This is a genomic window from Streptomyces sp. NPDC054840, assembly GCF_053611065.1.
On record NZ_JBSGZP010000029.1, the window covers coordinates 1 to 22,759 of the forward strand.

Below are 22,759 nucleotides of genomic sequence, written 5' to 3' on the forward strand. Positions count from 1 at the left end.
CTGCCCGGCGTCCTTCCCGGACGCGGTGCCGGGCCGCTTCCGCATGTCTGCCGCAGAAGCCGGCCGGCGCCGTACGCGATGCGGGGCGGGGCCGGCCGGCGTGTGGCACGACGGCGACGGGGCAGCGGACGTGGGGCAGCACTGCCCGGGCGACCGACCCGATGCGGGTACCGACGGGCGTGCGGCACGGCCGGCGGCCGACCACGAGCAACTGCGCGTTCGACGCGGCCGACAGCAGCACCTGCCCGCCGCGCCGATGTCGACGGCCGGCATGTTTCTTCGCCTGCTCGAGCATCGACGAGACGCGCACCGCCGGCAGATGCCCCCGGCCCGGCGTCCCCGCCGTTCGGCCACGATGCCTGTCCGCCGCCCGGCGGTGGTCCTGTGGGGCCTGCAGGACCCGCAGCAGGGACCTGTGGCCCCTCTGCGGGCGGCTCGTGGGCAGGTCACTGTGGAGATGCAGTGCCCTTCCCCGTTCTCCGGAGGAGCCTACGGCGCCGACGCGAGCGTGTAGCCCCGCACCGTGCTGCCCGGGGCGCGGACAGCCACGCCGTCATGGACCCGTACCCGCCGCGGCTGCCGGGTCTGACCCGTGACGCTCTGCGGGAGGGCCCATGGTCCCTCGTACCGCCGGGACCACGGGCCCTCTCCGCCCGGCTCACCAGGGCCGGTCAGCGGGCTCCTCCTGCCTCTTCGACCCTGGCCGGGCGACACAGCCGAGGCGGACCATCAGCAGTGAGTCCAGGCGATCGCCACCTCGCCTCCGTCCCGGCCCAGGAGATGACGACATGACTGTGACCGTCCAGCACCCAGCCGACACCGGCCCCAGCGTCACCCCGTGGCGGGCTTTCGCGGGTGATGAGTGGCAGCGGCACATCGACGTCCGCTCTTTCATCCAGGCCAACTACACGCCCTACGAAGGCGATGCCGCATTCCTCGTACCTCCCACTGAGCGCACGCGCACCGTGTGGAAGACCGTCACCGCGCTTTTCCCGGAGGAGCGCCGCAAGGGTGTGCTCGACGTGGACACCGCCACGCCGTCCACCATCACCTCCCACGCGCCCGGCTACATCGATCGCGACCAGGAGCTGATCGTCGGGCTGCAAACCGATGCTCCGCTGAAGCGTGCCATCATGCCCAACGGCGGGCTGCGGATGGTGAACAACGCGCTGCGCGCGTACGGCTTCGAACCTGATCCGTTCGTCACCAAGATCTTCGGCACGTACCGAAAGACCCACAACGACGGTGTCTTCGACGCTTACACCCCCGACATGCTGTGCGCCCGCAGGGCCGGCATCGTCACCGGTCTGCCGGACGCCTATGGGCGAGGCCGCATCATCGGCGACTACCGCCGCGTCGCGCTGTACGGAACCACCCGGCTGATCGACGCCAAACGCGCCGAGCGCGCCCGGCTGGACGAGACCCCGTCCACAGCCGACGTGATCCGCGACCGCGAGGAACTGGCCGAGCAGGTCAGGGCACTGGGCGAGCTGGAACGTATGGCTGCCTCTTACGGCTGTGACGTGTCCCGGCCCGCAGCCACGGCGCACGAAGCCATCCAATGGCTCTACCTCGGCTTCCTCGCCGCCGTGAAGGAGCAGAACGGCGCGGCGATGTCCCTGGGCCGCACCTCTACCTTCCTGGACGTCTACCTCCAGCGTGACCTCGACGAGGGGACCATCGACGAAAGCCGTGCCCAGGAACTCATCGACGACTTCGTGATCAAGCTGCGCATCGTGCGGTTCCTGCGTACACCTGAGTACGACGCGCTGTTCTCCGGGGACCCCACCTGGGTCACCGAGTCCATCGGCGGCATGGGAGAGGACGGGCGCCCCCTGGTCACCCGCACCTCCTTCCGCCTGCTCCAGACCCTGTACAACCTCGGCCCCGCCCCGGAGCCCAACCTGACCGTGCTGTGGTCCCCACGACTGCCCGGGGGCTTCAAGCGGTTCTGCGCCCAGACGTCCATCGACACCAGCTCCATCCAGTACGAGTCCGACGACCTCCTTCGTCCCCGCACCGGCGACGACACCGCGATCGCCTGCTGCGTCTCCGCGATGGCGGTGGGCAAGCAGATGCAATTCTTCGGTGCCCGTGTGAACCTGGCCAAGGCGCTGCTGTACGCCATCAACGGTGGCCGCGACGAGATGAACGGCGAGCAGGTGGCCCCGGCGACGGCCCCGCTGACCGGCGAGCAGCTCGACTACGCCGATGTGGCCGACGCGTACGACCGCATGCTGGACTGGCTCGCCGCGACCTACGTCAACGCGCTCAACGTGATCCACTACATGCACGACAAGTACGCCTACGAGCGCATCGAGATGGCCCTGCACGACCACCCGGTGCACCGGACGATGGCGTGCGGCATCGCCGGGCTGTCCGTGGCGGCCGACAGCCTCTCGGCCATCAAGTACGCCCGTGTCAGGGTCATTCGGGATGCCACCGGGCTCGCCGTCGACTACCACGTCGAAGGCGACTACCCGGCATACGGCAACGATGACGATCGCGCCGACCGGATCGCGGTCGACCTGGTCCGCTCCTTCATGACCAAGGTGCGCCGCCACCCGGCTTACCGGGGTGCCGAGCACACACAGTCGGTGCTCACCATCACCTCCAACGTCGTCTACGGCACGCACACCGGCAACACCCCCGACGGCCGCCGTGCGGGTACGCCGTTCGCGCCTGGCGCCAACCCGATGAACGGACGTGACCGACACGGGATGGCGGTATCGGCGCTGTCGGTCGCGAAGATCCCGTACGACCAGGCCCGCGACGGCATCTCCCTGACGTCCACCATCACCCCGGAGGGCCTGGGGCACGATCCGGCCGAACGTGCGGGGCACCTCGTCGGAATCCTCGACGCCTACACCGCCGCAGGCGGCTTCCACATGAACGTCAACGTCCTCGACCGCGCCACGCTCGAGGACGCCATGGAACACCCGGACAACTACCCGGACCTCACCATCCGCGTCTCCGGCTACGCCGTCAACTTCGTCCGCCTCACACGCGAGCAGCAACTCGACGTCATCGACCGTACGTTCCACGGTGCGCGATGACCACGGGTCGCATCCACTCCTGGGACCTGTCCACCGGGGTCGACGGGCCCGGCACCCGGTTCGTTCTCTTCCTCAGTGGCTGTCAGCTGCGCTGCCTGTACTGCGCCAACCCCGACACCTGGCACATGCGCGACGGGCAGCCGGTCACCGTGGACGAAGTGGTCGGGCGCATCGAGCGGTACCGGGAGTTCACCGACCTGGCCGGTGGAGGAGTGACGCTGACCGGAGGCGAACCTCTGCTCCAGTCGGCGTTCACCGCCGAGGTGTTCCGACGCTGCAAGGAGCTCGGCCTGCACACCGCACTGGACACCTCCGGCGCCCTCGGCACGCGCGCCGACGACGCGCTCCTGGCCGATACGGACCTGGTCCTGCTCGACATCAAGTCCTTCGACGCCGGCGTCTACCGGCGCCTGACCGGCGGTCACCTCCCGCCCACCCTCAGGTTTGCCACCCGGCTGAACCGTCTCGGCGTCCGCACCTGGATCCGCTACGTCCTGGTCCCCGGTTGGACCGACGATCCCGCTGCCGTCGATGGGCTGGGCCGCCTCCTCGCGGAAATGGACAACGTCGACCGCGTCGACATCCTGCCTTTCCACAAACTCGGTGCCCACAAGTACGACTCGCTCGGCATACCCTTCCCGCTCCGAGACAACCCCGTTCCCGACGCCGCACTGGTCGAGCGCGTTCGCGACCAGTTCCGGGCGCACGGCTTGCCGGCACGCTGAACCAGCCCGGATGTACATCCTTGCCGGTGGGCCACTGCGGCCGAGACGAAGATCCATCACTCTGTACGGCAGTGTGGCGCCCAGTCCCACAGCCGTGCAGTTCTCCCGCTCTCCTTCCAGTCCGCCCCGACGCCACGCACGCTCTTCGGGGACCATCGGCCCCGAAGAGGTACCCAGGGACCCTCTTCTGTCCGGCGCTGAGGTGTCAGCGTGGAGTTGCCCCCAAGAGCGGTCGGCCAGGAGGAGCTATGGAAAGCAACAGCGGAAGTCCGGACCTCGGATCGGTCATCGTCGGCGTCGATGGGTCCGAGCCCGCCCGGTGGGCGGCGCTCTGGGCTTCGGACGTGGCTGCTCGGCGTCGGCGCCCCCTGCACATCGTGTACGGGTCCGATGTCGACGGCCGGGTCCTCGAGCTTTCGGACGACGACATGGAGAGGGTCCGTGTCGCAGGGCGTGCACTGCTGGACGTTACGGCCGAGGCCGTGCAGGCCCGGCATCCCGCGCTCTCGGTCACGACGGAGTTCAGCCGTAGCGGGCCTGCGATGAGCCTGCGCCGGGCCGCGAGCGGCCACGGCACCGTCGTCGTCGGCAACCGGGGTCCGGGCGGATTCAGCTCCTTGACCCTGGGCTCGGTCGGCCTCAAGGTCGCGGCGGAGGCTCGTACACCCGTGATCGTCGTGCGGGGGAGCGAGTACGAGGCCGTGCACGGTGTCGTGCTGGCCGCCGTGCGCGACGAGCACGATCTCGATGGTGTCCGTCACGCCGCGCGCGAAGCCGAGCTGCGCAAGGCCTCGCTGCGGCTGCTGTACGTACAGGGCGTCCTGCGGTCCGTCGGCTCTGCGGCCGGAGCAGTCGGTGGCCAGAACAAGGACGCCGGCCACCACGGGCAGAGCTTGAAGGCCGTAGCTGAGCAGATCCGGGCCGAGTGCCCCTCGCTGACGGTCCAGGCGGACGCGGAGAGGAGTCTGTCCGTCGCCGGGGTACTGGTGGAGGCCTCCCGCCACGCCGATCTGCTGGTCATGGGTGGGCGCCGTTCGCCCGGCTACCTCGGGCGCACCCTGGGGCACCTGACGCACAGCCTGCTGCACCATGCGCACTGCCCCGTCGAACTGATCCCGCGGCACGCCGACGAGCAGAGGAGCGAGGCGTCATGACGAACGCCGAAACAGCCATCACCGAAGCCGGCGAGATCCTCGTCCGAATCGACCCGGCGGAAAACTGGTACGCGGGCTTGGCCCGGGCAGCAGCCGAGGCCGAGCAGCGCGGACTGGGCCTTCGACTCGTCCTCACCACCGCCCGTCAACAGGATCTGCCCCCTGCCGACGAGAGCCGGAGTGCCACCACCGGCCAGGGCCCCTCAGAGGCGGAACGGTGGGGCGAGGAAGACGTCCGGCGTGGCGAACGAGACACAGGCGCAACGCAGTAGCGCCAGGCATCCGCCGAGCCCGGCCGGTGGTGACACCCGGCCGGGTTCGACGCGCATGGGTTCCTCCCAGGGGCGGTGGTCAGCCGCGACGTCGCTCTGCGGTACGACCGAGACCGGGGCTGTGGCGTGATGGAGGACAGTGTGGAGTCGCTCGGCACCGCCGGTGCTGCCCGGAGCTTCGTCGCGGCCGACCCGTCTGCTTGGCCGCGACGAGGTCCCACGTCTCCCCAGCACCCTGACCCGGGCCGGCACCGCCTTCGCAGCCACCCTCATGCTTGCCGCAGCCCTGACCACGCTTTTCACCCCCCGACCACAGCATCGTGCCGTGAACACCGCACCGCTGGCATGTGAGCAACAGGGGCCCGCGAACACCCGAGGCCGACGCCGCACTCACCGGGCAGTTCGCTCGTCAGGGCCCTGAGGCGTTTCCAGGACGGGTGAATCTGCGGATCTGGCCGCTCCCGGATCGGTGGAGGGCCGTTGGAGTGGGCGGATAGCCGGATGATCCCTCTGCCGGTCGTCCCCTGCTCATTCCGTGCACATGCTTGAGGAGACGTTTCCCTTGGCTATCACTGATCTTCCCGGTCCTGATTCACTGCTGCGCCGCACCCTGGGGGAGTGGCGGATCGGGCTGGTGGCGTGGCGGCTGCTGGTTCTGCAGACCGCGGACCCGGCGGTCGCCGCCGGCATGACCAACTTTTCCACCTATCGCGCGCACCCGTGGCGGCGCATCGAGCACACCATGGACAGCGGGAAGCGGCTGTTCTTCTCGGACCGTGAAGGGCTGCGCCGGGAGGTCGCCCGTCTGGAGCGCACGCACCGCCGTCTGACGGGGACCGACGAGCAGGGCAGGCCCTTCACAGCGTTGGACCCGGCGGTGCGGGTCTGGGTGTTGGTGACCTTGTACGAGTGCATGACGGCGATGCGGGAACTGTCGGGACACCCGATGACGCCGCCTGAACTGGATCAGATGTACGCGGAGTTCCGTGCCGTGTGTACCGAGTTCGGCCTGTCCGACGACCTGTTCCCCGCCACCGCCGCCGACGTGCCCGCGTACAGGGACCGCACGATTCGCGAGCGCCTCGAATACAGCGAACCCGTGCGCTACCTGCTCTTCGACATGCTCCGTGAAGCCCCCGCACCCCGCCGCCTCGGTCGCCTGAAGCCGGCCTGGCCGCTTGTGCGCACGGTGGCCGCCCACGCGATCGGCGCGCTGACCATCGCGGACCTCCCGGAAGCCTTCCGTGAGCGCTTCGGCCTGCACCGCACCCGCCGTGCGGCCCTGCTGTCCTTCATCCTGCACCGCGGCATGCGCGTGCTGATGAACGCCCTGCCCGAGCACCGCCGCTACCGCACCCCCCTTGCCGGCGTCCCCTCTACCCCTCAGCCTCCCACCACCTCCACCGACGATCCTTCCGCCCCGGAGGCAAGCCCCGTCCGGCTTCCCGCACCACGCCGCCGCAAGGGTGCCGATTCCCGTTCGGCGCGTCTGCGGACCTTCTTCCGCCAGGTCCTGGACCAGACCGGCGACGGCCGCATCGGTTCGGCCGATATGCAGGCCATGGCGCACAACGTGTGCTGGCCGCTCGAACTCTCCCCTGAATGCGAAGCTCCCGTCTACGCCGCCTTCGAGATCTGGTGGCAGCAGCTGCGGACCGGCATGGATGCCGATGGGGACGGACAGGTGACCTGCGAGGAGTTCGTCACCGCCATGCTGACCGGTATCGAGTCCGGGCCGTCCTACCTCGAACAGGGATTGCACGTCGCGGTGCGAGCGGTCTTCCACGCCGTGGACACCGACGGCAGCGGCCACCTGTGCGCCGATGAGTACCGAACCGCCTTCGGTGGCTCCCGCGTTCACCCCGCCGAACTCAACCACGGCTTCCGCCAGCTCGACCACGACGGAGACGGACGCATCACGGAAGACGAATTCGTGCAGGCCTTCACCGACTACTTCACCGCCCGCTCCGACAACACGGCCGGCAGCCAACTCCTCGGACGCCCATAGCGGGCGATGTGCCGGAGACCCTGCGGGTGAGCGTGCACGGCGTGCAGCCGGTCATGCGGGTCGGGTCGGATCGGTCGACAACTGGCCGAACGTCACGCCCACCAGGGATTTCCGTGTCCATGAGCCGCACGGGCAACGCGTATCCGGACGGGGAGGTCGTGCAGCACCAGGAGCACCGGAAGCGCTGTGGATCGCCCACGACAGCGTGGCCCACACCAGCGGCTACGATGCCCCGACGTCTCAACGACCCTTTTCTCCAAGGGCCGTGACAACGACCGGGCATGGGTTGCCGGCACCTGGACGAAGATGTGCTGAGAAGAGGACGCCGGCATGAGTACGGGAAGATGGCTGTGGGTCTGCCTACAGCGCTACGTCATGACCGCCGCTCTCGGCTGGGTGGCCGCGGCCCTGGTGCTGCCCGTTCTGGGCGACGGCCCCTTCTGGGCATCATTCGGCGCGGGGCTCGGGATGGGGCTGATCGTAGGGTCGCTCCTGACGCTCGTGACCATGTTCATCCTTGTCCTGCTGGCCGAGCGGCGGTTCGAGCCGCCGGCCGGTGGTGCTTCGCGGATCCCGGGCGGCTGGCTGATCGTGCTGCCACTGATTCTGCTGCTGCCCGTGGCCCTGTTCGGGTTCGTGCTACTGCAGTACCTGATCGTGCTCGGCGTGCAGATCGTGTACCTGGTGTGGGTCCTGCCCTGCCAGGACGCCCGCGACACGGCGGACGTGCTGCGCTCGCTCGCCGACCCGGCCGTCCCTGCGGAGCAGCGGGCCCGGATGGCACGGGCGGTCGCGGGACTGCAGGGCAGGCCGGTCGTCGAAGCCCTGGTGCAGACCTCGGCCGACGCGGAGCCGGAGGTCGCCGAAGCGGGTCTGGAGACCCTCTGCACCATTTGGCGGCGCGACGGAGTCGTCGGCGAGGACCTGCTGCTGAAGCTCGACCCGCAGGCCCAGGACCGCGTCCGGGCCCTCGGCGTCAGGGTGCGGACCCCTTGGTGAGGCGGGCTTCCCCGGATCCGGCCTCTGATCTCGGCTCGCCCGCCGAGCCCGGTGGCAGACCGGCCGAGGAGGCGGCGCAAGGACGGAAGCTGACCCCGGCCGATCCGGACACCACCCGGCCTGCGACCGTCAGCGAGGCGTGAGGAGGCAGAACTCGTTGCCTTCCGGGTCGGCCAGAACCGTCCAGGAGATCGAAGACCGGTCGATACCAGGGTCGGTGGCGCCCAGGTCGCGCAGTCGGGCTTCCTCTGCTTCCAGGTCGTCACCGGGGTAGGGGCAGACGTCGAGGTGGACGCGGTTCCACACACGCTTGGTGTCGGGGGTGCGGAGGAACTCCAGGTAGGGTCCGACACCTTGGGCGGATCGCATGGTCGCGTGGTCGTCGGTGACCTCGTGCAGCGCCCAGTCCATCACCTGGCCCCAGAACCGGGCCATCCCCCGTGGGTCGGTGCAGTCGACCACCACCGCGGCGATCGGCCCGGTGTCCCGGTAGACCGGGCGGGGCTCCAGGACGCAGAACTCGTTGCCCTCCGGGTCGGCCATGACCGTCCAGGGAACGTCGCCCTGCCCCACGTCGGCGAGCGTCGCGCCGAGACCCTTCAAGCGCGCGACCAACTCCGCCTGATGGGCGGTCGAGGTGGTGGCCAGATCAAGGTGCACCCGGTTCTTCACCGTTTTGGGTTCCGGTCGGGCGACGATGTCGACGCAAACGGCCACGGGGTCCGGGTACGTGAAACCCACGGGTTCGAGGTTGGTCACGCCTGGTCCCTCGCTGTCGACACCCCAACCGAGTGCCTCCGCCCAGAACCGGCCGAGCGCGGAGTCGTCCTGGGCCTTCATATTGATCTGCACGAGTCGTGTTGCCATGCCAGAGAGGCTAAGGGCTGTCCCGTAATCCCCGGCGGGCGCACGACGCCGGCTACGGCACCTCGCCGCATTGTCGGAACACCCGAATACGCCCAGTATGGGGGCGCCCCTCCGCCTTGCGATGCACCGCATCCGACGCCGTGCGCTGATCCACCGGGGATTACGGGACAGCCCTTTAGAAGCTGCCGCGCGCCGCAGCTCGGCATGGCCGGAGAAGTACAGCCCCCGCATCGTCGTCCTTCGCGGGGGCTGCACGGGGATCAGGGTTCAGCTGTGTTCGAGCTCGCGGAGGAGTTCCTCCGCCCTCGGCCACGGACCATGGCCTGAGGTGGGGTTGAGGTGGCCGACATCGCCCAGTTCCACGAGGCGGCCGCCCCAGTTCCGGGCCAGCTCGGCAACCCGCCCGACGGCGCCCAGCGGGTCGTTCGAGCTGGCCGCGACGATGCTGGGAAAGGGCAGCGGCGAGCGGGGCACCGGGATCCAGCCGTTCTCGTCCAGCACATCAGTGGTGGGGTAGCCCTCCGGCAACGGCTGCTCGAAGTCCGGCGGGGTCACCAGCAGCGCCCCCTGTACCTGGACCTGCGCCGGGTGCCGCCGGGACCAGTGGACGGTGGTGACGACACCGGCGCTGTGGGCTACCAGGACGACGGGCCCCGCGATCTGCACCATCACCTTGTCCAGTGCGGTGACGCGGGCTTCGCAGCTCAGTCCGTCCTGCGTCAGTGGGGGAACGGTGCGGACGCTGCGACCGGCCTCCGTGAGCCGGTCCGCCAACAGGGTCTGCCAGTGCTCCTCGACGTGGTCGCGCAGGCCGGGGACGATCACGACCACCGGCTCGGGGGTACCGCTCATGAGGACACCTCCGTCTTCTGCGGCTCCGCCACCGGTGCGACCCCGGTCAGACGGTGCACGTCACGGTCGTAGGAGTGGCGGCCGATCAGGAAGGCCGCGGTGGCCCCGATCGCCACGAGCGGGACGAGCTGGAACGCGCCCAGCAGACCGAACCGGTCCGCGAGCATCCCCGTGACCGCGGGGCCGGGGGCGAGTCCGAGGAGGCTCTGGGCCAGCGTGAGCGTGGCGAACGCCGTCGCGGCGATGGCGGGGGGAGTCAGGTTCGCCACCATGGCGGCCCCCGGCCCGGCCGTTCCGGCGCACAGCAGGGCTCCCAACCCCAGGATCAGCAGCTGTACGGGGCCGGCCGGCAGGCGGAACGCGGTCATCAGCAGGACGAGGGAGCCCACGCTGCAGCTGATGGCGACGGCCCACTTGCGGATCGGGGCGCGCCGGCTGATCCGGTCCGAGGCGATGCCGCCGGCGATCATGCCGATTCCTGTCATCAGGGCGAAGAGCCCCGCGGTCGCTCCGGCCTTCGCGGTGGGCATGTCGTAGTAGCGGTTGAAGTAGCTGGGCAGCCAGGCGATCAGGGCGCCCGCGATGAACAGCTGCAGACCGCTGCCGATGTAGGCGCTGACCACCGAGACGGAGGAGAACAGCCGCGGGAGGAGCACGCGGAGACGGTCGCGTTCCTCCGTGCCGGCCCCGCCGCCCGCCGCCGGATCCTGGCGCGGGGCCAAGCGCTTCTCCTTGACCAGTACCGCGTAGATGCCCGCGAGCACCAGGCCGAAGACACCCATCACGCCGAACGCCCAGCGCCAGCCGTACGCCTGGGCCACGGCGCCGCCGATGGATATGCCCAGGACCGAGCCGAAGGCCCCGCCGGCGATGAAGGCCCCCGAGAGCGTCGCCCGCAGGGCGCGCGGGAAGACGCTGAGGACCACGGCGATGCCGACACTGCCGTAAGCGGCCTCACCGATGCCGACGAAGAGCCGGCCGGTGAACATCTGGTCGTAGCTCGCCGCCACCGCACAGCCCAGGGTCGCCAGGCTCCACATCGTGGCCGCGATGACCAGGGATCTCACCCTGCCCCATCGGTCGGCCAGCAGCGAGAGCGGGAGGGTGAGCAGACCGACCGCCAGCGCCACGATGCCGCTGAGAGAGCCCAGTTGGGCGTCGGAGAGCAGCCAGTCGGCCTTCAGCATCGGGAAGACGGCGTTGAGGACTTGTCGGGACATGTAGTCCGAGAGCAGAAGTCCGAAACTCAGTACGAAGACCACCCAGGCGTAGCGCCGGGACACGGGCCACTCCGAGGAACCGGAACCGGTTCTGCCCGGGGCGGATTCCGCAGTGGTGAGAAACCCCATTGTCATCACCTCAACTGCTCTTGGTGGAAAGGAAAGGGTCAGAACGGTCTGTCGCCGACGATTCCGGCGCGCTCCATCTTGCGGACGGCGGGCCAGTAGTCCTGGACGGCGTAGTGCTGGGTGGAGCGGTTGTCCCAGATGGCGACGCTGTTCGGCGTCCACCGCCAGCGCACCTGGTACTCGGGGACGGCTGCCTGGCTGATCAGGTAGTTCAGCAGGAGGCTCGCGCCGGGGGAGAAGTCCTGCCCGAAGCGCACGTTCCCGGGTGTGTGGTAGTTGACGAAGTGCGTGGTGAAGGCGTTGACGAAGAGGATCTGTTCGCCCGTCTCGGGGTGGGTGCGCACCACCGGGTGCTCGGCGTCGGGGAACTGCGCTCCCAGCGCGTGACGCTTCTCCTGCGGCATGGCGGCGCCGAAGGTGGCCTCGATGCTGTGCCGGGCCCGCAGCCCCTGGATCTGGTTCTTGACGTGCTCCGGCAGCCGGCGGTGGGCCTCGGCCATGTTGACCCAGATCGTGTCACCGCCCACCGGGGGCGACTCGACGCAGCGCAGCACGGCGCCCATGGGCGGGTTCTCGCGCCAGGTGGCGTCGGTGTGCAGCGCGTTCTCGTAGTGCTCCGGCGCGCTGCCCAGATCCTTGTAGATCCTTACCAGGCCGGGGTTGCCGGGGTCGCTGCCGGCGACCGGGTGGTCCTCCAGCGGGCCGAAGCGCTCGGCGAAGGCGACGTGTTCGGCCCGCGTGATGTCCTGCTCCCGCAGGAACAGCACCTTGTACTGCAGGAGCAGGGCCTTGATCTCGGCGAACAGCTCGTCGTCCCGTACGGCGTCGGCGAGGTTCACTCCGGAGAGTTCGGCGCCGATGGTGCAGGTCAGCGGCTCGACCCTGATCGAGCCGCGGGAGTGGGCGCGTACCGGGGCGGCCGCGCCTTCCGGCGAAGCGACAGTCTTTTCCATGGTGCTTCCTCCTGGAGAGGGTGGAGATGCGCGGGATCCGGCGATGACTCAGAGGACGAAGACGGACGATCCCGTGGTCCGTCCCGACTCCAGCTCGCGATGCGCCCGCACGGCGTCGTCGAGCGCGTAGCGCTGGTTGATCTCGATGGCGATCCGTCCGGAGGCGACGTGGTCGAAGAGCTCGCCCGCCAGCGCCGCTCGCTCCGCCGGGTCGGCGATGTAGTCCGCGAGAGCCGGTCGCGTCACGAACAGGGAGCCGTTGACCGCCAGTTGCATGGCGTCGATGGGCGGGACCGGCCCGGACGCCGTACCGAAGCAGACCAGCAGGCCGCGGCGCCGTAGCGAGGCCAGCGAAGCGGCGTAGGTGGCCTTGCCGATGCTGTCGAAGGCGACCGGGACGCCGGCGCCGTCCGTCAGCTCGCGCACGCGCTCGGCCACATTCTCGCGCCGGCGGTGGATGACGTGGTCGCAGCCGTGGGCTCGGGCGAGCTCTGCCTTCTCCTCGGTGGAGACGGTGCCGATGACGGTCAGCCCGAGCAGCTTGGCCCACTGGCAGACGATGAGGCCGACCCCACCCGCCGCCGCGGTCAGCAGGATCGTGTCGCCGGCCTTCAGCGGGTGGATCCTGCGCAACAGGTAGGCGGAGGTGAGGCCGCGCATGGTCATCGCGGCGGCGGTCTCGAAGGGGATGCCGTCCGGCAGCCGGATCAGGGAGTCGGCGGGCATGACCCGTTCTGTGCTGTAGGCACCCAGCGGGCTTCCGGTGTACGTGACCCGGTCGCCCTCGGTGACATGGGTGACGCCTCCGCCCACCGCCTGGACCACCCCTGCGGCCTCGACGCCCAGCCCGGCGGGCAACGGTGCGGGATACAGGCCGCTGCGGAAGTAGGTGTCGGCGAAGTTGAGTCCGACGGCTTCGTGCCGGATCCGTACCTCGCCCGGTCCGGGATCGCCGACGGTGATCTCTTCCCGGAGCAGGACGTCGGGACCGCCGGTCTCCTTGAAACGAATGGCGTGAGCCATGGGTTGCTCCGTTGTCCGTGGGAGGGGGAGGAGAGGAAGGGGCCGCCGGCGCCGGGGGTGTGGTCCCGGCAGCCCCGTGGTGTCGCGCGGACGCGCGGAAGCGCGGTGCTCCGGTGCCGCGATCAGACGACGCGCAGCATGGGGCCGCGCTGACCGGGACGGCGGTTCGGCACCATGCCGAGCCGGGCCAGCGTCTCGTCGGTCCCGGAGTAGTACTCGCCCAGCTTGTAGATCTTCTTGGCCTCGGCGCCCGTCGCGATGTCGCGGCCGAGCGCCTCGGAGATCTGCACCATCTGCTCGATCTGCTCGACCGTGGTCATGCGCTCGCCCTTGCGCCGCCACAGGTTGTCCTCGTTGCCCACGCGCACGTGCACACCGAGCGCGATACCGATCGCGTTCATCGGCGCCACCGCGCGCATGGAACTCTCGATGGTGAGGACGGCCCCGTCCGGGGTGCGACGGACGAACTCGATCAGGTCTGCCGGGTGCCGGCCCGCGAAACCGCCGCCTATGGCAACGTAGTTGAGGATCAGCGGGCCGGTGTGGACGCCGGCTCGGATGAGTCGCTCCACGGTTTCGAGCTGAGCCAGCGTGGCGAGCTGGAAGTGCGGCTGGATGCCGTTCTCGCGCAGGCGCTCCAGGTGCTCCAGGTAGAAATCGGGGCCCGCCTCGACGACCATGTCGCGGTAGGCCTTGTAGTACTCGGGCTTCGCGATCGAAGTGCCTGCCAGGTCGTCATCGGTCATGATCTCGACGATGTTCATCTGGCTGGTGTTGATCGCGATCGTCACCTGGTCCGGCGCGGGGTCGAGGTCGGCCAGCAGGTGGCGGGTGTCGTAGCTCAGCCACTTCGCCTCGCTGCCCTCGTCCTCCGGAGCGAACGAGATCGAGCCGCCGATCTGCAGGACCATGTCCGGCACGGCCTGACGCAGTCGGCCCAGCAGCTCGTTGAACATCGACATCCGCTTGGAGCCCTTGCCGTCGAGCTCCCGTACGTGGATGTGGAGCACGGTGGCCCCGGCGTTGTAGCAGTCGACGGCAGCCTGCACGTGCTCGTCCATCGTCAGGGGGAGGTCGTCGGCGTCCCCGGGCAGCCACTCCGGCCCGTAGGGAGCGGCCTGGATCACCAGCTTCTCCTGGTTCTCCGGGAAGAGTGAGTCGTCGTGGAAATGCACGGTCCGTCTCCTTCGTGCGATCGGTGATCACTCGCCGGAAGCGTCGCCTCGTGCGATGCGAGGGCTGGGATGTCCGGCGAGGATGGGTGCGGGTCACCGGGGACAGTGGGCGCATGGCGGCCCTCGTACGATCGACCGGTCCGGAGGAAGCGTGCACAGGGGAACCCACTCCCGTCCGGCGGCCGACCGCGTCTCCGCGGTGGTGCCAAGGTAGGGGCGGGAAACCGTGATCGCTTCACCCTCGGGGACAGAAAATTTGTCATTTGGGGACACCACCGGTGGGCCGCGCCCAGTGGGCTCGGTCGAGCTCGGCCAAGCCGGTCCGCCCCGCGGTGTCAGTCCTGGCCGGGGAGGCGGTGTCGGCTCCTGGCGCCGCGCCATGCCCTGGGGCTGCACCCGAACTGCTCGTGGAACCAGCGCGAGAAGCCGCTCAGCGACGAGAAGCCCAGCAGGTCGGAGATCTCCGTGAGTGAGCGTCGCGGGTTCGCGACGAACTGCTCCGCGAGGTGCCGACGGGTGGCGCCCAGGAGCGAGGAGAACGTCTCGCCCGAGGAGGCCAGGTGACGGTGGACGGTCCGCCGGTCGACGCCCAGGCTACGGGCGACCTGCTCGATCGAGCAGCGCCCGGTCGGCAGCAGGACCTCGATCAGCTCGCGAACCCGGTCCGCGGCGGTGGTGTCCCTGGGCACGCTGATCGCCTCGAAGTACCGGTGGGCGTACTCGCGCAGCAGCGGATCCGCCATGGCGTTGGGCGCGTCGAGATCGCCCGCGTAGAAGACGATGCCGTCGAACTCGCGGTCGAACTCCACGATGGGGCCGAACACGCGCCGGTGCGTCGAGACGTCCGCCGGCGCAGGGTGCCTGAACCATACGGAGAGCGGCTGCCACCGGGGGTGCAGGAAATCGCGCAGGATCCGGTGGTAGGCGGCGACGGCCAGCTCCGTGGCCTGCCGGGTGTCCATCGCTTCGCCGAGACGCAGGTCGACCTTCAACGTGGCCAGCCCGTCCCCCTCCGAGAGCCGCGTGTCCAGGACCTCGTTGTACATGTGCTGGTGGCGGATCAACAGCCCCAGTGCGCTCCGTACATCGGGTTCCTCGCGGACGACCAGACTGATGGGGCCGAGGTTGGAGAAACGCCGGAACTCCGCCATGAGCAGTCCGAAGTCCTCGTGACCTGTGGCGGAGGCCGACAGTTCCAGCACCTGGACCGCGCCGGAGCCGGAGATCCACCGGTCCTGGACCGCAAGGGCGGCCGTGTCCAGACCCACGCGCTTCATCAGCGGCTGAGGGTCGATACCGAGCGATCGGCACAGCTCGACGTAGCCGCTGAGGGCTGCGGTGCGGACCAGGGGCCTCATGTGAGCACGCTCCAAGACTGTCCCGAAAAGAAAAGTCTCATGTCACGCCAGGACAAGCACGGCGTTGAGTGGGCAACCTAGCATGGCGTCGTTCACCGGTCCGGTCCGCTCGTATGGCGCCCCGGGCCGGCGAACTTACGAGGGCACGGAGGCGGACATGAACGGTGTGTCGGGCGCGGGCAGCCGCTGCACCCGCCCTGCTCGGGCCCGTCGCCGCAGCGGGGGCGGAACACCCACACGGTCACGCACGCGGGAGCCGACTCCGAGGACCACGACCGGCCCGGGGCTCACGCGCCATCGCCGCGGCTCTGGCAGGCCCGGTCGCACGGCACCGGTATCGACCGCGCTCGCGACGGGGTCACCCCTCGTGACGTGATCCGCCCTCGGGCTGCATCGTCGCAGGCCGGGACGAACCCAAGGAGATTGCCGACATGACCAACCTCGCCACGTTCCTCGTGGACTCCGCCGCGGCCCAGGGCGATCGCATCGCCGTCCGTCACGACGGCAGTACGCTCACCTACGCCCAGTTGGACGACGCGAGCGCCAGGGTCGCCGCCCTCCTGCGCGGCCGCGGCGTCCAGCCCGGCGACCGCATCGCGCTGACCATGCCCAACGTGCCGCTGTTCCCGGTCCTCTACTACGGCATCCTGCGGGCCGGCGGCGTGGTCGTGCCGATGAATCCGCTGCTCAAGGCCCGTGAGGTGGCCTTCACCCTGCGCGACTGCGGCGCACGGATCGCGCTGGTGTCCCCTCTGTTCGCGGACGAGGTCACGAAGGCCGCCGCCGAGACCGGAACCGAATGCCTGGTGACCGAGCCCGTGCACTTCGACGACATGCTGCGTGCCCACGAACCGGTGCCCGGCGTCGTCGACCGTACCGATGACGACCCGGCTCTCATCCTCTACACCTCGGGCACGACCGGGACGCCGAAGGGGGCCGAACTCTCCCACCGGAACCTGGCCACCAACACCGCCACCGCGGCCGAGACGCTGCTCCAGGTAGGACCGGACGATGTGCTCTTCGGTGGCCTGCCCCTCTTCCATGCCTTCGGCCAGACCTGTGCGCTGAACACGGCCGTCGCCGCCGGCGCCACACTGACCCTGTTGCCACGGTTCGAGCCGCGGCGCGCCCTGGAGATCATGGCCCGAGACGGCGTCACCGTGTTCCTCGGCGTGCCGACGATGTACGCGGCGCTGCTCCATGCCGAGCTCCCCGGAGGCTTCAGAGCCCACGGGCTCCGCCTGGCCGTCTCGGGCGGCGCCTCGCTTCCGGTCGAGGTGCTGCACGGTTTCGAGCGGCGCTTCGGTGTCACCGTCCTTGAGGGATACGGACTCTCCGAGACCGCACCGGTCGCCGCCTTCAACCACCCCGACCGCCCGCGCAAGGCCGGCTCGATCGGACAGCCCGTCCGCGGAGTCGAGATGAAGCTCGTCGCCGAGGGCGGCGGCCCGGTGCCCTCGGGAGAGGTCGGCGAGATCGCGATCCGCGGCGAGAACCTCATGACGGGCTACTGGAACCGCCCCGAGGCCACGGCGGAGGCGGTCCGCGACGGATGGTTCCACAGCGGTGATCTGGCGCGTGCCGACGAGGACGGCTTCTACTTCATCGTCGACCGCAAGAAGGATCTGATCATCCGAGGTGGCTACAACGTGTACCCGCGTGAAGTCGAGGAGGTGCTGTACGAGCACCCGGCCGTCGCCGAAGCCGCCGTCTTGGGCGTGCCGCACTCGTTCCACGGCGAGGAGATCGCAGCGGTGATCGTGCTCCGGCCCGGTGCCGAGGCCACGGCAGAGGAGATCCGGGAGTACGTGAAGGACCGGGTGGCGGCGTACAAGTACCCCCGGATCGTCACTTTCACGGCCGAGCTCCCCAAGGGCCCCACGGGGAAGATCCTCAAGCGCGAGATCGTGGTCCCCGGTCGCTGAGCGAAGCGTGCAGGGGCCGTCGGCGCAGCCGGTCGGCGGCGGCACGGGGATCCGGCGGAGCACAGGTCCTGATCCTGTACGCCCCGGTGCTCACTGAGGCAGGCGGTCCCAGAACGAGCAGTGGTGTGCGGAATGCGCATCGACGGGGTGGATGCCGCCTGCTCCGGGAGACAACGACTGCACCGATCGCGCGAGAGGTGACGAAGGGTGGAGGAGAGGCCAGAGCGGTGCGTCGGAGGCGTTCGGGTTGCCGGTGCGCGCGAAGGTCGTCCAGTAGTCGACCATCCGGTCCGACAGGGAGCGCTGTGCGTCGGTCAGCGGTCGCTCGGTGGGGAGCGAGGAGAACAGGAACGGCATCTCGAAGCCGTGCGCCGCACCGTAGGGGAAGCCGGGGTTCGCCGGCAGACCGGCCAGGACCGGAGCGTCCGGATCGCTGAACTCGTAGCCGAAGACGGGGAGGCCAGGGGCATGAGCGGCGATGGCCCGGCCGGCTGCCAGCGTGGTGCACGCGAGGGACCGATCGGTCAGCACCGTGGCCCAGGCCAGTGCGGGCGTGGGGTGGTGTGCTGCCGGATACTGTGCCTCGACGGCCGGGGCAGCGAGCCCGAAGGCGTCCACCAGACGGGCGCGGTAGTCGCTGTCGGTGCGGATCGGGAACGCGCCGAGCGTCAGGCCGACGAACATCCGCATCTCATCGTGGTTGGTGCCCAGGATGACCGGCACACGGTGGAAGCGTCCCGATGCCAACGCCTGGTCCGGTGCCACGGGCAGCAGCGCATTGCCGAAAGCGGGCCGGTTGAAGGACTGCATCAGCTGCGCGGTGGCGAGACGATCCGTGCTCTGCCCGCGCAGGCACGCCAGCACCTCGCCTCCGCCGCCTGCCGGGCAGCCCAGTTGCCGGGCGGCTTCCGCACCGGCCGTCTGGACATCGTGCTGTGAGGCGAACGGCTCGTACGCCGGTGTACCGGGTCCGAGAGCGCCTCGCGGGAAGGACATGAGGCAGGAACCGCTCTGGAGTACGGCCCGCTGGAAGAGTCCGACGGCCGTCGGCGAGGTGAGGTGTGCACAGATGCCGAGGGCGCCGGCGGACTCACCGAACAGCGTGACACTGCGCGGATCACCGCCGAAGCGCTCCGCGTTCGCACGCACCCAGCGCAGGGCGGCCTGTTGGTCCGCCAGGCCGAACGGAGGGGCGGAGCCCAACCCGGGGTGGCCGAAGTAACCGAAGATCCCCAACCGGTAGTTGACCGTCACGACGACCGTGTCACCCCGGACCGCCAGCTGTTCGGCGCTGTAGTCACTGCCGGAACCGCCCAGGAACGCACCGCCGTGCATCCACACCAGCACGGGCCGCTTCCGTCCGGCGGGCTCGGACGTCGGCACGGTGACGTTGAGGTAGAGGCAGTCCTCCGATCCGAGGACCGCGCTCGCACCTGGTGTCGGCATCTGGACGCAGCGTTGAGCCGCCGTCGTCGCATCCCGGACACCGTGCCACGTGGCGGCCGGCACGGGAGCGCGCCAGCGCAGCGGTCCCGTCGGAGGCGCGGCGTAGGGAATGCCGTCGAAGGTGGTGTACGAGCCGTGTGACGCACCGCGTACCAGGCCGTGGTCGGTTCGTACGACGGTACCGCTCGGCCTCGCGGAATGCGGGGAACCGGGTGGTGCGGCGGTCGCCGGCACGGCGGTGGCGGTGGCGGTGAGCAGTGCCACCGCCCAGAGCACGGGGAAGAGCACCCCACGGATCCTGGCTCTTCGGCATGGACGCGGTGCTGTCATGGACGGGGACATGGACGGCAACATGGACGGGGACATTCGTACCCACCGTTCTTGGTCGGGGACGGGATCGGACGACGCCGCAGGAGTCCGCACGAGGCCGCTCGGGCCGGAACGAGGCCTGAGCGGTGGAGGGGGGCTGGTGCGGACCGACGCGGTCAGTGCTCCATACGCTAGGACCTCCCGCGCGCTGGAGGTTCAAGAGGCTGTGACGCAAGACACGTGGAGCATCGGTGAACTCGCGGCCGGAACGGAGGTTCCGGTGAAGACCCTCCGCTACTACTCCGACAGCGGTCTGCTGCCCGTGGCCGGCCGTAGCGCCGGTGGCCATCGGCGCTACGGTCCTGAGGCGTGGGAGCGGATCCGCCTCATCAGACGTCTACGGGCGCTGGACACCCCGATCGCGACGATCACGCAAGTGGTCACCGGTGAGTGCTCCCTCGGTGCACTGGTGGCGACCGAGCTCGAAGTGGTGCAGGAACGACTGACCGAACTGCGGTGGCGCCAGGCAACGCTCCAGGCCCTGGACGACTGCACGAGCGAGGAGCGGCTCCGGCGTCTGGAGATCCTCTCCCGCGTGCAGCGGCTCCCACAGGCGCACCGCACTCTCACGGATCACTGGTATCGCGAGCTGTCCGCGACCATGCCCAAGCGACGGCTCGACATCATGATCGCCATGCTGTCACCCGCCCCACCGGAGGAACCCGACCCCCGTTCGGCCCTGGCCTACGCAGAGCTTCATCTGCTCATCGCCACGCCGAGTTTCACCCGCTGGACCCAGGACCACGACGAAGAGATGAGGGACGCCCCGGCCTTCTACGGGGAGATCGACGATGCGGCCGTTCTGACGACCGCCGCCTTGGCCCAGGGTCTCCCGCCCGGCGCCGGGGATGCGGTGAACGCGTTCGTATCCGCCCACGCACGAGCCCGGCGGGAGTCGGACACCCCCGCCTTCCGTGCGTACCTGCACGGGCTGGTGTCGAGGTCATCCGGCTTCGACCCCCGCCTGGAACGGTATTGGGCCCTTGTCGGCACCGCCACCGGCGGCCGCGTGCTGAACATGACGGTGGCTCACCGATGGCTGACCGACGGACTGGCGATCTCGATGGCCGAGAACGGGACTTCGGCGTCGAGGGGACCGAGCTGCAGGGCTTTGATCACCACCGCGAACCCGGCGGCGGAACCGAAGTGCGGTGGATGAGCGAGCGGCCCTCGGCATGCGGCTCGGCCAACTCAAGACCGGGCGTGCCTCTCTCGTTGCGTGAGCGCCGCTCACGCAGACACGTCGGGAGTGCCCCATGTCCACGCCCGGACCCGGGTGTGACGGCCCCGGTCAGTCCTCCTTCTCGCCGCTACCGGTCACATAGGCGACGAGCGCGCCGGCGAGCACGGCCCAGGCCGCTGCGACGGGTCCGGCGGTTGCCCAGCCGAGGGGCCCGAGAAGCAGGGCGGTGAGGGCTCCGTTGGCGAGGGCCCGGGGGTCGGTGAGGAACTTCCACTGGCGGCGTCCGCTGCCGGGGCGGCGCATTTCGGCGACTGCCGTCCTGATGACGAGGGCAGCCACCACCATGGCGATGCTGAGCAGGGTGATCGCCATGGTGCCGTGCCTCCGGTGAGGTCAGTTGTGCTGAGCGGCGGGCTGGTCAACTTCGCCGCGCTGGTAGATGTCGGGGATGCCGTCGGCGTCCGCGTCGGCGTTCTCCTCCTCGTACAGGCGCTTGTAGAGGGCGTTGCGGCGGCGCAGCAGTACGGCGGCCAGGACCGCGGCGGTGACGGAGGCGAGCAGGACGGCTGCCTTGACGTGCTCGCCGACTGCTAGTCCGGGGAAGGCGAGTTCGCCGATGAGGAGGGCCACGGTGAAGCCGATGCCGGCGAGGACGGACAGGCCCAGGACGTCGGCCCAGGCCAGGTCGGGGTTGAGTTCCGCCTTGGTGAAGCGGGCGGCCAGGTAGGTGCCGAGGAAGATCCCGATGACCTTGCCGACGACGAGGCCGACGACGACGCCGAGCGGTTCGGGGCTGGTGAACACCTGTGCCAGGGCGGGACCGGAGATGCTGACGCCGGCGGCGAAGAGGGCGAAGAGCGGCACCGCGACACCGGCGGAGAAGGGGTGCATCAGGTGCGCGACCCGGGATGCGGGGGAGACGGTCTCACCCTTGTCGCGGGTGGTGCGCAGGATGAGTCCCATGGCGACGCCGGCGACGGTGGCGTGGACCCCGCCGTTGTACATGAGGGCCCAGATCGCGATGCCGAGGGGCACGTACCACCACCAGCCGCGGACGCGGAGTCGCTGGAGGAGGTAGAAGAGGGCGAGTCCGGCGAAGGCCCCGCCGAGGGCCCAGAGGTTCAGGTCGCTGGTGAAGAAGACCGCGATGATGAGGATGGCGCCGAGGTCGTCGACCACAGCGAGGGTGAGGAGGAAGGCGCGCAGCGCGGCGGGCAGGTGCGTGGAGATGACGGCGAGGACGGCCAGCGCGAAGGCGATGTCGGTGGCCATGGGGACGGCCCAGCCGTCGAGGCTGCCGCCGCCGGGGCCCGCGGTCATGGCGTACAGGGCGGCCGGTACCGCCATGCCGCACACCGCGGCGATGACCGGGAGGGCGGCGGTGGCGGGGGTGCGCAGCTCGCCGACGACCAGTTCCCGCTTCAGCTCGATGCCCGCCACGAGGAAGAAGACCGCGAGGAGGCCGTCGGCGGTCCAGTGGCCGACGGAGAGTTCCAGGCCGAGGGCGGGTATGCCGAAGCGGAAGTCGCGTATCGCCTCGTACGTCCCGCTGAGCGGGCTGTTCGCCCAGATCAGTGCGATGACGGCTGCGGCGAGGAGGACCAGGCCGCCGACGGTCTCGGTGCGCAGGACGGAGGCGATGGCCTGGCGCTCGGGCCACGGCACGAGGCCGAAGACGATGCGAGGGCGCGGGCTGCTCATGGTGAAGGGCCTTCCGGGGCGTCGACTGGAGAAGGGCATACGGCCCCTAGGACGCCGACCAGACTTCCCGGCACACCGCGCGTCGCGGGCGGCTCAGCCACCCCATTGACGCGTTCTTTACACCCTAGGGGAGATGTCCGGATCCTGCTAGTGGGCTTCTCACCTGCAAGAACGCATGCGAGCGGGCTCGTACGCACCAAGGCGTGAGGTGTGCACGAGCCCGCTCAGGATCCGGGCCGCGGCGGCGGTCAGACGGTGGTCTTCACCGGCGCCTGGTCGCCGGCCAGTGGGCCGGGAGCTGCGCCGATAGCCTGGTGGACAGCCTGGCAACGCGTTGTGCGGCG

The 22,759-nt window shown here is 69.8% G+C and carries 19 protein-coding genes; 8 read left to right on the forward strand and 11 right to left on the reverse strand.

What is annotated here, in order from left to right; translation table 11 throughout:
- The coding region (locus ACWGIU_RS04350; RefSeq protein WP_453702283.1) for a universal stress protein at positions 1-295 on the reverse strand (295 nt) is incomplete at its 3' end.
- A gap of 493 nt (positions 296-788) precedes the next feature.
- On the opposite strand from ACWGIU_RS04350, the gene pflB reads away from it, so the two are divergent.
- The 6 genes from pflB to ACWGIU_RS04380 all read left to right on the forward strand — a co-directional run bounded on the left by pflB (position 789) and on the right by ACWGIU_RS04380 (position 8,214).
- Positions 789-3,056 (forward strand): formate C-acetyltransferase, encoded by a 2,268-nt coding sequence (gene pflB / locus ACWGIU_RS04355; RefSeq protein WP_453702284.1) that lies wholly within the window; start codon positions 789-791, stop codon positions 3,054-3,056.
- Entirely contained in the window at positions 3,053-3,781 is a 729-nt protein-coding gene (pflA, locus tag ACWGIU_RS04360) for a pyruvate formate-lyase-activating protein (RefSeq protein WP_453702286.1), read from the forward strand. Before pflB ends, pflA begins: the two co-directional genes overlap by 4 nt.
- Positions 3,782-4,029: 248 nt before the next feature.
- Entirely contained in the window at positions 4,030-4,935 is a 906-nt protein-coding gene (locus tag ACWGIU_RS04365; protein WP_453702288.1) for a universal stress protein, read from the forward strand.
- Positions 4,932-5,207 carry a hypothetical protein gene (locus ACWGIU_RS04370; RefSeq protein WP_453702290.1) on the forward strand — a complete coding sequence of 92 codons (276 nt, stop codon included), beginning with the start codon at positions 4,932-4,934 and terminating at the stop codon, positions 5,205-5,207. The genes ACWGIU_RS04365 and ACWGIU_RS04370 overlap by 4 nt, the downstream gene beginning before the upstream one ends.
- A 562-nt stretch (positions 5,208-5,769) precedes the next feature.
- Entirely contained in the window at positions 5,770-7,215 is a 1,446-nt protein-coding gene (locus ACWGIU_RS04375; protein WP_453702292.1) for an oxygenase MpaB family protein, read from the forward strand.
- A 330-nt stretch (positions 7,216-7,545) separates the two neighbouring features.
- Positions 7,546-8,214, forward strand: a complete 669-nt coding sequence (locus ACWGIU_RS04380; RefSeq protein WP_453702294.1) for a hypothetical protein — start codon at positions 7,546-7,548, stop codon at positions 8,212-8,214.
- Between the two features lie 129 nt (positions 8,215-8,343).
- Here ACWGIU_RS04380 and ACWGIU_RS04385 read toward each other — a convergent pair whose 3' ends face one another.
- From ACWGIU_RS04385 to ACWGIU_RS04415, 7 genes are all read right to left on the reverse strand, one after another.
- On the reverse strand, positions 8,344-9,081 hold the full coding sequence (locus ACWGIU_RS04385) for a VOC family protein (protein WP_453702296.1): 738 nt from the start codon (positions 9,079-9,081) through the stop codon (positions 8,344-8,346).
- Positions 9,082-9,348: 267 nt separating this feature from the next.
- On the reverse strand, positions 9,349-9,933 hold the full coding sequence (locus ACWGIU_RS04390) for an RBBP9/YdeN family alpha/beta hydrolase (protein ID WP_453702298.1): 585 nt from the start codon (positions 9,931-9,933) through the stop codon (positions 9,349-9,351).
- Positions 9,930-11,216 (reverse strand): MFS transporter, encoded by a 1,287-nt coding sequence (locus ACWGIU_RS04395; protein ID WP_453702300.1) that lies wholly within the window; start codon positions 11,214-11,216, stop codon positions 9,930-9,932. Before ACWGIU_RS04395 ends, ACWGIU_RS04390 begins: the two co-directional genes overlap by 4 nt.
- Positions 11,217-11,320: 104 nt before the next feature.
- Positions 11,321-12,235 carry a TauD/TfdA dioxygenase family protein gene (locus ACWGIU_RS04400; RefSeq protein WP_453702302.1) on the reverse strand — a complete coding sequence of 305 codons (915 nt, stop codon included), beginning with the start codon at positions 12,233-12,235 and terminating at the stop codon, positions 11,321-11,323.
- A 48-nt stretch (positions 12,236-12,283) separates the two neighbouring features.
- Complete coding sequence (locus ACWGIU_RS04405) at positions 12,284-13,258, reverse strand: quinone oxidoreductase family protein (protein ID WP_453702304.1); 975 nt, start codon at positions 13,256-13,258, stop codon at positions 12,284-12,286.
- Between the two features lie 122 nt (positions 13,259-13,380).
- Positions 13,381-14,433: a BKACE family enzyme gene (locus ACWGIU_RS04410; protein ID WP_328787448.1), complete on the reverse strand. Its 1,053-nt coding sequence runs from the start codon at positions 14,431-14,433 to the stop codon at positions 13,381-13,383.
- Between the two features lie 335 nt (positions 14,434-14,768).
- Positions 14,769-15,791, reverse strand: a complete 1,023-nt coding sequence (locus ACWGIU_RS04415) for an AraC family transcriptional regulator (RefSeq protein WP_453702306.1) — start codon at positions 15,789-15,791, stop codon at positions 14,769-14,771.
- 431 nt (positions 15,792-16,222) lie between these two features.
- Between ACWGIU_RS04415 and ACWGIU_RS04420 the strand changes: the two genes are divergently transcribed.
- A complete protein-coding gene (locus ACWGIU_RS04420; RefSeq protein WP_453702308.1) occupies positions 16,223-17,716 on the forward strand; it encodes a long-chain-fatty-acid--CoA ligase in 1,494 nt (497 codons plus the stop codon).
- A gap of 90 nt (positions 17,717-17,806) precedes the next feature.
- Here the strand turns inward: ACWGIU_RS04420 and ACWGIU_RS04425 are convergent, their stop codons facing one another.
- Complete coding sequence (locus tag ACWGIU_RS04425) at positions 17,807-19,450, reverse strand: carboxylesterase/lipase family protein (protein WP_453702310.1); 1,644 nt, start codon at positions 19,448-19,450, stop codon at positions 17,807-17,809.
- A 247-nt stretch (positions 19,451-19,697) separates the two neighbouring features.
- Between ACWGIU_RS04425 and ACWGIU_RS04430 the strand changes: the two genes are divergently transcribed.
- Complete coding sequence (locus ACWGIU_RS04430) at positions 19,698-20,690, forward strand: MerR family transcriptional regulator (protein ID WP_453702312.1); 993 nt, start codon at positions 19,698-19,700, stop codon at positions 20,688-20,690.
- A gap of 132 nt (positions 20,691-20,822) precedes the next feature.
- Here ACWGIU_RS04430 and ACWGIU_RS04435 read toward each other — a convergent pair whose 3' ends face one another.
- Complete coding sequence (locus ACWGIU_RS04435) at positions 20,823-21,086, reverse strand: hypothetical protein (protein ID WP_453702314.1); 264 nt, start codon at positions 21,084-21,086, stop codon at positions 20,823-20,825.
- Between the two features lie 21 nt (positions 21,087-21,107).
- Positions 21,108-22,415, reverse strand: coding sequence for a Na+/H+ antiporter NhaA (gene nhaA / locus ACWGIU_RS04440; protein ID WP_453702316.1), 1,308 nt, complete (start codon positions 22,413-22,415; stop codon positions 21,108-21,110).
- Between the last annotated feature and the right edge of the window lie 344 nt (positions 22,416-22,759).